Below are 12,134 nucleotides of genomic sequence, written 5' to 3'. Positions count from 1 at the left end.
CGCGATGCGCCCGCGCTGGATCACGTAAAGTCGAGACACTTAGCTACAAGGAAGGAGTGCCTGCGTGATCCTAAACGGCATTGAACTATTCGCGGGAGGTGGAGGCCTCCTTTTAGGATCCTCTATGGCCGGTATCCAACACACCGCCGCAGTTGAGTGGGATCGATGGGCTTGTGACAGCCTCGAACAAAACCGCCGCGCAGACTACAGCTTGGTCCGAAATCTCGAGGTCATCCGCGGCGACGTTCGTGCCGTTGACTGGTCCGCGTATGCGCAGAATGACATTGATGTCGTTTCGGGGGGGCCTCCCTGCCAGCCGTTCTCGACAGGGGGGCGTGCTCGCGCGGCAGACGATCCCCGTGACATGTTTCCAGCGATGACGGAGGCGATCGCGGCAGTGCAACCCAGGGCGTTCGTTGTAGAGAACGTTCGTGGCCTCACGCGCGCGACTTTCCACGAATACTTCAAATACATCCAATTACGATTGCAGCACCCTATGCTCCGCGCGTCAGACGGTGAATCCTGGACGGAGCACCTGCGCCGGTTAGAAGCAGCGCACGCCGCACCGGGAACTGACTTGCAGTACAACTTAGTCACTAAGGTCGTCAACGCGGCTGACTATGGGGTGCCGCAGCATAGACATCGGGTTTTTCTTATCGGATTCCGGAGCGATATAGAACAAGAATGGACGTTTCCCCAACCCACACATTCCGGAGCAGCACTTTTGGCCACACAAGTGAACGGATACTATTGGGCTAGGCACCAAGTTCCTTCGAGTCACCGCGAAAACGTTTTGCGTGCAGGTGGCGACCCCACGCTGAAGCCATGGTTGACCGTTCGGGATGCCATCGAAGGCTTACCTGAGCCGGATCCGGCTGGGTCTAGGAGATGGATGGATCATGTCCTCCAGCCTGGTGCGCGCACCTATCCTGGTCACACGGGCTCCCCGATCGACTCTCCATCCAAAGCACTGAAAGCGGGAGGTCATGGTGTACCTGGCGGTGAGAATATGATTCGATACCCGGACGGGAACGTTCGTTACTTCACAGTGCGGGAAGCGGCGCGAATGCAGACATTCCCAGACGGTTATGCGCTTCACGGTTCCTGGGGAGAGGTGATGCGCCAGATCGGAAACGCAGTGCCCGTTGAGCTGGCAAGAGTCGTAATGGAAAGCGTTGCGAATCACCTGAGAGTATCGAACGCCCGGGCTAAGGCTGTCCCCGACAGCTCACTTATGGGAGTCGCGTAGACCTGGCCCAGGACGGCGCCCTCCTCTTTCGTAGCCGCGCCCATTATTTTAAATGGCAAGTAGCGACAAGAATCCAAAGTGGTGTCTACGATCCAAGGTCACCGTAGATATGCCATATAAAAAATATAAAATGTGAAGTTTAATAAATGTTATATAACAAAAATACTTAGAAATATTTTGCTAGTATAAGCCAATTATAAAACTTACTGTAATTGAAGTAATAGCATGAGGAATTAAGATTTCTGGTCGAAGTGGTCAACTGTCGGTCGAGCGCCTTAGTGCACCAGGCTGAGTCGTCGAGCTTAGAATTACTGCCTCAACAGATCCTGTAGTCGATGGGGCAACCGGTGCTGCTGCCACATTAACTCTAATGACTGAAGAAACCATTTCCAGGCGTCGAGCTGTTGAAACAAGGGGCCGCTTCACGCATGGTATTGGTCTCCGGATTGAGCCTCCCCGGGGAAGAAAAGGGCGGGAAATCAACTCCAGAGACTGTTGACCATGACAGCCAGGAGAGCAACGAAGATTATTTCTTCCGAGGCGCAGGCGGATTCAGATGGCCGAACATCCATCAACTGGACAAGTATGGTTGAGTGACCATGCCTGCCGTTCGATATCTAAAGTAATCACAAATTCACAGCCCTCGATGACGCCAAAGTACTCCAATGCGCTGCGGACAGAGCTTAAGGAGGCTTTTTGGCCCGTACGGGTAATTGTGAGCTCGCTCCCGAGTTCAGACTCAAAGGTTACGGACTGTGGGGCTGCTCGGAGTCCAAGTCGCCAGCATAGCCACTTATTCACGAGGAAACCGCTTCCCCGGACATGGTCGTAATTGGCGGTTTGACGAATTCCTACCCGGTCTCCGATCGCAACCATGTGTTCAGGCTGTTCTGGTTCGGTTTCACTAGGTTTCTGTGCGCCATGCTCGACGAGCCAGATCCGCCCGTCGGCCATGTTTCCGATTTGGTAGTTGTCCAGACATTGGTCTACTCGCCAGGGACTGACGTCGTGAACCGCAGTGACCTTGCGCACCAAGTCGCGGTAACTCTGCGGACCTTCTTCTTTTAAGATGTCGAGTACGGCAGGAAGAGTGCTTCGGTATTTGGGCCCCTCTACGGTGCCTATAAGCGCCCACCGGCTCTTCAAAAGGGAGATAAAATCATCGTAATGGTCGAGGGCGCTTCGGACGGAGTTTGCGCTCAATTTTGTTCGTTTAACTATCTCATCAGTCCGAAGTGGCCCGTCCATGAGGACTGCGGCAATTTTGTCGTAGCGCTGAGAATTCTTGCGCACTAGATGCCGCCCGAATTCCACGGTTGGTATGAGGCTGGCTAACGTGCCATAGAAGTCGGGAGGCAGCGCTGAGGACTCGATGAGTTCCTCCCAGTCATTCTTTAGAATGGGACCAGTGGGCGACATCGAATCCAGGATTTCTTGAACAGCGCTAGGATCGAGGGAGTACCACCACTTAGCTTTCTTGACCGGCCGAAACTCGAGCTCGTCGAGAATTATGGGGGCGATTGCTAAGCCTGCCTCGCCGGAACTAATCGCGCGTGCTACTTGGTTCAAGTGTACAACGGGCCGATTCTCGAAAGATTCGAGAACTTGTTTGCGCCACTCGGGTAGGAGAGTGTTTAGGGAATCTAGGAGAACACCCTTTGCACGGTTTTCCAGTTGACGGATCCGTTCCCGTGTCACATTATATTTGGCACCCAGTTCAGCAAGGGTGCGGGGACCTCTGGATTGCCCGTATCCGTGCCGGAGGAGTGCGTCTTGCTGCCTCGGGTCCAGGCGCGAAAACTCTTCCACTAGGTGTGCTAGTGACGCGGGCTCGAAGTTGGGGCCTGTTTGGGTGGAATGCGTCATCGGTCAATCATTCTAATGTCTGTCCCGAGTTTGGATTGCAGGGAATGAATGAGGGCCTTCGTGTCGCTTGTGAGCGGCTGTGTAGGAGTAGACACGACAACCATGCGGATGGTGACGTGGCGCGGCGCGATCAGTCCTCCCCACACGATGTGTTTGAGGTCCGAAGGGTTGCCCCAATAAATGGTTACTTCGTCTTCTTCAGGGCCGATCGCGGTGAACCGAGAGGGCTTGACCCCGATAGTTTGAGGCAGGACAGCCCATTCACTTCCAAGGACGATGGTGCTGATCATCCCTTCCATGGCCACAGCGGTGGGCACGAACTTGGCATACGGACCTAACCCTCTTCTAGCCCGACGGTATTCCTTCATGGGGCCGTCCTTGATCCACACCCGGACTCGTTCAGCCGGCAAGTACGCTCCGATCATGCCACCAATCTGCGGGTCAACTACCCACTGTTCGTAGGTTGCCGACCGTTCGCCGTGGGTCATGTCTTCCCATCCAAGTTCTACGGCTCGTTCGAGGATCCTTTTGGCCACGTCTTCGCGAGTGCTTCGTGGGATCCGTCCAGTCGCCATTGTCCGTCTCCTTACCCACTCAACGCAGTTCCGGAGGGAACTGGAGCCTTACTTCATCTGACGACGACTCTACGTTCGCAGCGTCCTTTATCCAGTGTTCTAGGAGAGTTCCGACGGTCTCATCGGAGAACGTAATGCCGTCAGCAGGCGCCCCCTCTAGGTTCAGGCGCTCGACCTCACCGTCGATCTCGCGACGAAGGTTCAGGGTCGCAGCTACCCGGCGTACATCAGTGACGAAGTCAAGTACCTTTAAATGGTCTTTGTTCTTGGCCAGTCTCAACCCGCGGCCAAGTTGTTGGACGAAGATACGTCTGGAATGGGTCACGCGCAGGAATGCAATTATATTAACGTCCGGAACGTCAACACCTTCATTGAGTACGTCAACGGACGTTAGTATCCGAGTTCGACCGAGTTTGAATTGGTTCAGAAGAACATTCCGCTGCTGAATGGAGATACCAGAGTGCAATGCGGCCGCGCTTTGCCAGGCAGGATTGGATTGTCGCAATAACCGCGCGAACTCTTCCGCATGGGAAATAGTTCGGCAGAACACGATGGCTCTGGGTTCCACAGTGCTCATCCAGACATTCCGGAGCTCATCTAAGATTTCGGCGTCCCGTTGTGGCAAAAATAGTCGACCGTTGAGTTCGCTGATGGAGTAGCCGTTTTCTGACTCCGCGCGAACGAGGTCCCAGTCGATATCGTCGACGAACATTCTGTAGTCAACTTCAGACAGCCAGCCGCGAGCCATGCCGGTAGCGATCCCCATCTTGTAGGAAGGTTCTCCGAACACCGAAGACAAGTCGAATTCGTCGCCTCGCCATGGCGTTGCGGTGACGCCGAAATATGGTACGTCAGGCACCAAGTCGAGAAGTTGCCGGTAACGGCTGTTCTCTCCCACGTGATGCGCTTCATCGATCATGATTAGGTCTGGTCGGTAGCCTTCATGGACAGCTCCGACGGCGGACTCGATGGTGGCGGCGAGTATCCCACTGCGTTCGGCAGGTTTGTCGTCACCTGTGAGCAAGTTGGTGGGAACGTTCTTCGAAACGTGGCTCCACATAGCACGCTCGAGTTGAGCGGACAGCTCCTTGAGGTGAGACAACACCAGGACGTTGGCTCCTGGGTGGCGCTGGACGAATCGATTGATTACGTTACCACCGACCACTGTCTTACCTAGTCCGGTAGCCAGGATGAGAAGTGCTTTTCCTCGCGATTCCAGATCTGCTTCGATCGCCTCGACTGCCTGCTCTTGATAGTCACGGGCTTCGTGTCGATTGGGGACGGCCTCGTCCATCCCAGAGCCGAGCCGCGCGAGGGTGGCACCGTTCCACACGTCGATGCGTACGCCTACCGCTTCTAGAGCCTTTATTCGCTTTCGGGCGGGAGCGGACAGGTCCGTATTCGTCACTAGCACAGCGTGGTCAGCCCGATAGTGCGCGAACGCCTCACTGACCTCGTTGACCCCCGCAGCGTCAATGGGGCCTGCTGTGGACCATTTGGACTGGATGACCCATTCCGCATTTTCCCGAACCGCGAGGATGTCCCCGCCCCGATCACCCGCACCATCTATGGCGCGCACGTCATTGAATCCCAGGTGCCAGAGAACCCGTTCCGTCGCCTTAACTAGGCCTGCGGGTCCAGCGTCCTTGAGCGGACCGGGGCATAGCCAGGTAGGTGAGCTCACGCCTGAGCAATCCTCTGCTCGAGCATTTCTAGAGAAAGACGGGCCCGTTTTAGGACGTTGAGGGAGGCAACTTCTCGCTCCTCGGACGCCACCGACGCGCAGTCGAGTAGCAAGCTCATCAACTGGGACTTGACGAGTTGTTTAGCTTCATCGGACGTCAAAGAGGCATAACGATCCTCGAAGACGTTTCCATCCGTGAAAATTTCCGGCCAAGTCTCCAATAAACGCACAAGATAGAGGGCTGATACGTGTTCAATGAAGTCTGTTGTGTCCGAGCGTAGGATTTCTCCTCGGGAGGCGTATGTCGTCTCCATTCGGGAGATGTCCTGACGACTCAACATCGCCCAGGCCCGTTGGGGGTCCTCTTCGGCCGATGAGGAGATTAGGGTGCTGATTCGGCCGATGACACTCCGGGTGGACTCCTGCACAGTAGTAAAGTCGAGATTGGCATCCTTAAAGGTGTCCTGGCGCAGTTCCGCAATGAGTTGCGAAAGTCTCCATTCGTTACCGAGCGCATTTTTCCGCACTCCTAGAAAGTGGGCGACTTCCGCAGACACGATTTCGAGGACTTCGGCCCCGTGGGTCCGGAACGTATCGTGAGTCGTGTCGATGAAGAGGTGCGCTGCGCCGCCACCCGTTGGGTACAGATACACAGGTGATCGTCTGGCGTTAGTGCCGATTTCGATCGGTTTTTTTACCTCCCAGGCTTGAATGTCCAGGTGGTCACTGATCGCGTGAATCCGATACTCACGAGTCAGTGCCGGCTTCCCTTTAGCGTCTTTCAAAAGTGCGTCAACCTGGTCCGATACGGTCTTTGGCTTAGTCGAAACAACTTGGACAGGGGATTGGGCGTTACCCGCGTCGATCCTGGGGGCCACTTCCGAGGTGCTCGATTTCGGCACTCCCAACGCACGAAGGATGGCATCGTCATCACTCGAGCCACTCTCTTCAGGACCGGGCGCGTTTTTCCGCGCCACGTCTTCCTCGTGGTTGATCACCGCCTCCCACCATTTTTGGTCGTTCTGGTATTCAGCGTCACCGCGGTGGAACAACTGTCCCCAAGCGGCGGCCGTCGTATGTATAGCGGTCTTCCCATCGCCGGGGATCAGACACTTTCGACCTGGATCGTTCCGCTGGTAGCCCCGAAAAAGTTTACCGATCGGTGAGTCGTTCTGCTCATACCCTGCTTTGGTCGCCGCCCTGGGGCGCAGTGGTCCTTCCCCGCGCAGATAATTGATGGCGAAGATCCAGTCCCGGGAGGAGGTCTCGAACCGATCCTTCTTATAGTCGACTGGGACATGGTCGAGGTGAATTTCGCCGACGATTCGCCCCTTATTAGCTGGAAGCTCGATGGGGTACTCATGTTGTCTAGTCATCGAGTCATTCGGATCCACCCACTCGAACACGGACTTCTCGTGCACCAGAATCTTGCGCCCATTGCGAATGAAGTCGATGCCGAAGTTATTGGAGTCCAAGTATCGTTGAATGCCAACCCAGCCGGTAATACGCCTTTCACGTACTTCAAGGGACGAATTGAGGCAACGTTCGCATTCAAAATTCCCTAGGTTCTGCCAGTGGCCGCAATTTTTGCAGGCTTGGGCGTCGGCGAGCTGCTTATCGATTCTGATTACCGCAGGGATTTGTTCCTGGTTTCGACCGGCACCGTAGGTTACATAGCGAGTATCGCTCCAAACACAGTGGGTGTATGGTCGAACCACTTTACCGTTGACGCGGAGGTTCACTTTGGAGTTCTCTAGGAGCCAGGAGTAGATCTCCCCCAACTTCGTCTGGATTACCTCGAAACGACCAGCTAGGTATCGGTACCGGTCTGGATCCAAGCGCGTGACACGAATCTTGGTGCCGTGGGTCGTAGCGTCGTCTTTCGGAACCGTGAACTCAGGGACGTCGAAGTCGTCCCCAATTTTGTCCAGGTCTATCCGCACCCCTCGCCACGTTGACTCACCTGCGGTGGTTGTCAGGACCTCGGTTACTCTGCCGAGGCGTGCGGTGGCGACATTAAAGCCCATGCCGAAAAGACCGAGCTGTTCGAAGGGGTCATTGCCTGTCCAGCCGGCACGCACCGCCTTGCGAAGCTGTTCCTGGCTCATGCCGCGTCCGCGATCCCTCACCTCGACTTCAGCGTCGGCACGTTCGGTTCTGGCGGTGGGCAAGAGGACGTCAATTTGGGCGGCATTATCAACCTCGCCATGGGGATTTGGCGTGCCAGTCTTGCGTGTCTGAACGGCGTCGATGCTGTTGTCGATGAGTTCAGCAAGGCACTGCCAGTCAGCGATTTCGATCTCGCCAAGCATGGAGAGGATCCTTGGGGATGGGGTGATCTTCATGGGCTACTCCTTACTTGACAATCTGATGGGTCTGGGCGCCAGAGACGTCCCTGCGCGGGCACTCCGCCTCTGTGGGTTCCGAACTCCGGGCGGACTTGTGCGCTCAGCGAAGTCATCGAACTCTTGATCGACAGACTTTGTCGAGCCGTGCTCGTAGTCATCGGGATAGCCCTTGATAACGCGACACAAAGTGTCCCGCCGTAAAGGAATCACCCGCTCCCTGAGAAATTCGTACCAGTTCTGAAGCCCGGCATTAAGCTCAGTGGCGTGCACGAGCGAATCAATCTGGTTTCGGTGCAGCGGAACCGTGATTTGAAACTTGGTCAAGTGGGACTTCCGATTCCGGCTGGCAGTCCGGGTGCGAGGATACTTCTGCGTGCCACACTCTCGGGTGAGTTCACTCGACCAACGAATAATCCTAATTTTGGCCACAGATTCACGGTCCCCTCATGTCTCTTTAACTTGCACACGTCTCTGGCGAATGGCGCATCAACCTCATGTTAGTACCAATGGGTCGCGACTCGGGGGCTACACGTCGACGATAGCCCGGAGAGTGATCGGTTTGCTGAGTATGCGGTTGGCCTCCGTCCTGACGAGAAAAATGCGAGACTCGCCCAATCGAGACCCCTCGCAAGGAGTTCGAAGTCTCTGGGCTCGAGACCGACGATGCCAGTGTGACGAAGATTCAGGTCTGCCAGGATCTAGACGTATTGAAGTCGCCATTTCGCAGCTTCATCGTCCGGCGTGCTCGGCACAAGGATGATGAATGGGGCTACCGCAGGCGCGCAAGAGAATTAGAGCAGACGTCCACCACGATATGTTCTGCACAGAGGGTCTCGAGGATCGAGAGTGACAACTCAAAGGGCTTTGCCACACTGCCGTGGCTTGGCGGCGCTGATTGAATCGGACTTGGTTCTCCTATGTAGCGTGGTCATCGACTAGCTAGTGGACCTGCGGACTATTACTGACGGATTGGTCCTCGGTTCACCTGAGACCGGGTTGTGACCCGCGATGCGCCAACTGGATGAAATGTATCCTTGCCATCCAACGAAAATTGCTCGAGTGCATGTCCGCAGTCCTCGCGAAGCACCTACCTGAACTCACGGCAACGCGCTGCCAAGACACCGTCACCCTGCGGAACCTCAAGCGCTCAGATCGCGACGCGCGGGGTCTTCATCTTCCGGGTCAGGTGGATCGCGTAGAGCGCCACGATGACACCCAGCACGGCGGCTCCGGCGCCGACATAGCTCGGGGCGCGGAAGCCCATCTCGGCGGCGATCACCTGGCCGCCCACCAGGGCGCCGAGCGCGTTGGCGGCGTTGAACGCGGAGTGGTGCAGCGAGGCTGCGAGCTGCGGTGCATCCGGGGCGGTGTCTATCAGGTGGGTCTGCATCGACGGGCCCAGCGCGCTGGCCGAGAGGCCGACCAGGAACAGGAAGATCAGCATCAGCACCGGGATGTGCGCGGTGTAGGCGAAGAGCACCATGAACACCGCCACCAGGGCCATTGCGACCACCACGGTGCCCAGCACGGACTTGTCCGCCGCCCAGCCGCCGACGAAGTTACCGACCACCATGCCGGCACCGAAGAGCCCCACCACCCAGGGCAGCGCGCTCTCTGGGAAGCCGGTGACCTCGGTGCTGACCGGGGCGATGTAGGAATAGAGCGCGAACATCCCGGAGAAGCCGACCACGGCGAGCATGATACCCACCCAGAGACGCTTGTTCTTCAGGCCCTTGATCTCGGAACGCATCGTGGCCTTCGCCGGGGGCATCTGCCGCGGCGCGTAGCGGGCCACCGCGACCATGGTGATCAGCGCGAGCACGATCACCGAGATGAACATCCAGCGCCAGCCGAACTGCTGACCCAGCGCGGTCACCACCGGTACGCCGAGCACGTTGGAGATCGCCAGACCACCCAGGACGACGGCGATCGCACGGCTGCGCTTGGCAGGGCCCGCCATTTCGGCCGCCATCAGCGCAGCCACGGCGAAGTACGCGCCGTGGGGGAGTCCGGAGAGGAACCGGGCGATCAACATGGTCTCGTAGTTCGGTGCGAAGAAGCTCAGCACATGGCCGAACACGAAGACGCCCAGCAGCAGCAGGGCATAGGCCTTCCGCTCCCGTTTGGCACCCAGGATGGAAAGTATGGGCGCGCCGATGACCACACCTATGGCGTAGGCGCTGATCAACATGCCGGCCTGCGGGATGGTGATGCCGAGATCGGCGACGGCCTCAAGCTGGAGCCCCATTATCGCGAACTCGGTGACACCCACGGCGAACCCGCCGATGGACAGTGCCACGATCGCCAGCGCCACCTGTCTGCGGGTGTACTTGGGCTTCGCGGGGGTCGCGCTCGGAGAGGTCGTGCCTGCTGAGGTCTGTTCCGCCGTGGTCATATCGTCATCCTGTGCTGCAGCCGGTCAATGGTGGGGTGCACCTGTCAGAGCGCGCGTGGAGCCTGCCAAATCCGAGAAGCCGGGAGAAGACACTCATCCGACAACTGCGCCACGGCGGGGATCATTCCCGGGGCGGCGCCGCACCTCGACGTTGAGGGCCTGACGTGCAGGGGTCCTGGACAGGCCTCTCCTCGGCGGTGAGGAGGCCGAACCAGGAGATTCAGGCGGTCGGTGGGCGCAGGCCCGGGTGCCGCTGATAGATCGACTCGTTCCCGCCCTCGGACTCTTCCGGGGAGGGGGCGGAGTCGGCGGACTCTGGTGAGTCCGGGGACTCAGGTGAATCGGGAGATTCGCCTTGCTCCGAGGAGGTTGCTGTTGCCGGCTGCACGGGGGGCACCGGCTGCGCAGCCGGCACAGACTGCGCAGAGGATGTCGACTGTGCCGAGGCGGCGGACTGGGCAGACTCGGCGGAACGTGCCGACTGGGCCGAAGATGCAGACCCCGTGGAGGCCGCCGAAGTCGCCGAGGCGACCGCGGGGAAGAAGTGCTTATCCTTCGCCCGACGCTCCGAGGCCTCATCGGGGTGGATCGGGAGGTCGCCCTCGTCCTCCTCATCGAAGATCACGTCGGGAATGGGCTCCTCGGCAGGGGGCTCGTTCGCGATGACCGGAATGGAGCCGGTGGGCTCATCCCCGGGCAGCGGGCGGGGCGCGAACGCCGGGACCTCGCCGGTGGCGCCGGCGTCCTCGGTGAGGTCTTGGTGGTGGCTGGTCTGGGTGGCGCCGGCGTCGGTGATGACGGCGGGCTCGTCGTCGTCCTCGCCGGAGTCCGCCCACTCGCCGGTGTCGGCCACGGTCGCCGCGGCACCAGCGCGGGCCACAGGACGGGAGTCCTGTTCCTCGGCGGGCGCGGCGGGTTCATCGCCCGCCACCGGGGTCAATGCGATCGGCTGTCCGCCGTAGGTCTCGATGTCTGTCTTGAGCTGTTCCAGGAGACCCCTCGCCTCCGCGATCATCTCCGGGTTCTCACTGGCGTGCCCGCGGACCAGCCACTGGGCCAGCGCGAACTCCGCGGTCAGGGCGGCGCGGCGCATCAGGTGCTCGTCGACCTCGCCGGTGCGGTGGCGGCGGTAGGCGGCGAGGACCTTCTCGGTGAACTCGGCATCCCCGGCAGCGGTGAGCCAGGCGAAGTCATCCGCCGGATCGCCGCTGTGCAGGTCGGTCCAGCCGGTGACGGCCATGACGCGCTTGCCCTCGATCAGCAGTGAATCCTCGTGCAGGTCCCCGTGGGTGACGGCGGGGGTGAAGCCCCAGAGCTCGCGGTCCTCCATGGCGTGCTCCCAGCGGCGCAGCAGCAGGGCCGGGATCTCCCCGGTGGTGGCAGCCTGGTCCAGTTCGTTGAGTCGACGCTGGCGGTATCGCTCGGCGGAGTATCGGGGCAGGTCGGCGTTGTCCACCACGGCCTCGTCGAGGTCATGGATCGCGGCGATGGTGCGCCCGATGTCCTCGATGACGGCCTGCGGCTGCATGGAGAGCTCGCTGAGCTCCAGCGAGGTGCCGGGCAGGTGGTTGTAGACGAAGGTGCGCATCTCCCCGCGGCGCACGGCGCCGGCGACGGAGGGGACCCGGAAGGGCAGCTCGGCGCGGATGCCGGTGGAGAAGCCGCGCAGCACCTGCAGCTCGGTCTCCAGGCGCATCGCCGCTTCCTGGTGCTGCGGAGAGCGGATCCTCCAGCGGTGACCTTCAGAGTCGATGACGACGGCGGACGTGAAGTCGCGGGCGTCGTCGGCCGCCGCGGCCACGCCGGTCGGGGAAAGGCCCGGCACTGCCGCGGTCGCCAGGGCCGCAAGTTCCATCGATGTCCATCGCACGAGGACCAGCGTATGGGGTCAGACCCCATACGCGCGGCCGGGCCACGCTGAATTGATGAAATCACACGGGATTGGCACTCATGCGGTCCTCTCGGTGCGGCGATCCTCACTGTCCACATAGGTCCTGCGGGTGCTCCCCGCAGTCTC

The 12,134-nt window shown here is 59.2% G+C and carries 7 protein-coding genes; 1 reads left to right on the top strand and 6 read right to left on the bottom strand.

Annotation, left to right across the window (positions count from 1 at the left end; all coding sequences use genetic code 11):
- Positions 1 to 64: 64 nt before the first annotated feature.
- The gene (locus tag LTI14_RS13315; protein ID WP_446740368.1) at positions 65 to 1,249 is read left to right on the top strand and encodes a DNA cytosine methyltransferase; all 1,185 of its coding nucleotides are present in this window, start codon (positions 65 to 67) and stop codon (positions 1,247 to 1,249) included.
- Between the two features lie 552 nt (positions 1,250 to 1,801).
- Here the strand turns inward: LTI14_RS13315 and LTI14_RS02310 are convergent.
- The 6 genes from LTI14_RS02310 to LTI14_RS02285 form a co-directional block, all read right to left on the bottom strand.
- Positions 1,802 to 3,115, bottom strand: coding sequence for a sigma factor-like helix-turn-helix DNA-binding protein (locus LTI14_RS02310; protein WP_241475700.1), 1,314 nt, complete (start codon positions 3,113 to 3,115; stop codon positions 1,802 to 1,804).
- On the bottom strand, positions 3,112 to 3,690 hold the full coding sequence (locus LTI14_RS02305; protein WP_241475699.1) for a hypothetical protein: 579 nt from the start codon (positions 3,688 to 3,690) through the stop codon (positions 3,112 to 3,114). Before LTI14_RS02305 ends, LTI14_RS02310 begins: the two co-directional genes overlap by 4 nt.
- A gap of 19 nt (positions 3,691 to 3,709) precedes the next feature.
- Positions 3,710 to 5,374: a DEAD/DEAH box helicase family protein gene (locus LTI14_RS02300; protein ID WP_241475698.1), complete on the bottom strand. Its 1,665-nt coding sequence runs from the start codon at positions 5,372 to 5,374 to the stop codon at positions 3,710 to 3,712.
- Complete coding sequence (locus LTI14_RS02295; protein ID WP_241475697.1) at positions 5,371 to 7,719, bottom strand: ATP-binding protein; 2,349 nt, start codon at positions 7,717 to 7,719, stop codon at positions 5,371 to 5,373. The genes LTI14_RS02300 and LTI14_RS02295 overlap by 4 nt, the downstream gene beginning before the upstream one ends.
- Before the next feature lie 1,150 nt (positions 7,720 to 8,869).
- On the bottom strand, positions 8,870 to 10,117 hold the full coding sequence (locus tag LTI14_RS02290; protein WP_241475696.1) for an MFS transporter: 1,248 nt from the start codon (positions 10,115 to 10,117) through the stop codon (positions 8,870 to 8,872).
- 220 nt (positions 10,118 to 10,337) lie between these two features.
- Positions 10,338 to 11,987 carry a phosphotransferase gene (locus LTI14_RS02285; protein ID WP_241475695.1) on the bottom strand — a complete coding sequence of 550 codons (1,650 nt, stop codon included), beginning with the start codon at positions 11,985 to 11,987 and terminating at the stop codon, positions 10,338 to 10,340.
- Between the last annotated feature and the right edge of the window lie 147 nt (positions 11,988 to 12,134).

This window comes from Nesterenkonia sp. YGD6 (genome assembly GCF_022565895.1).
Lineage (GTDB): Bacteria > Actinomycetota > Actinomycetes > Actinomycetales > Micrococcaceae > Nesterenkonia.
The sequence above is the reverse complement of the archived record's forward strand: the minus strand, read 5'-3'. Positions and strand labels throughout refer to the sequence as shown.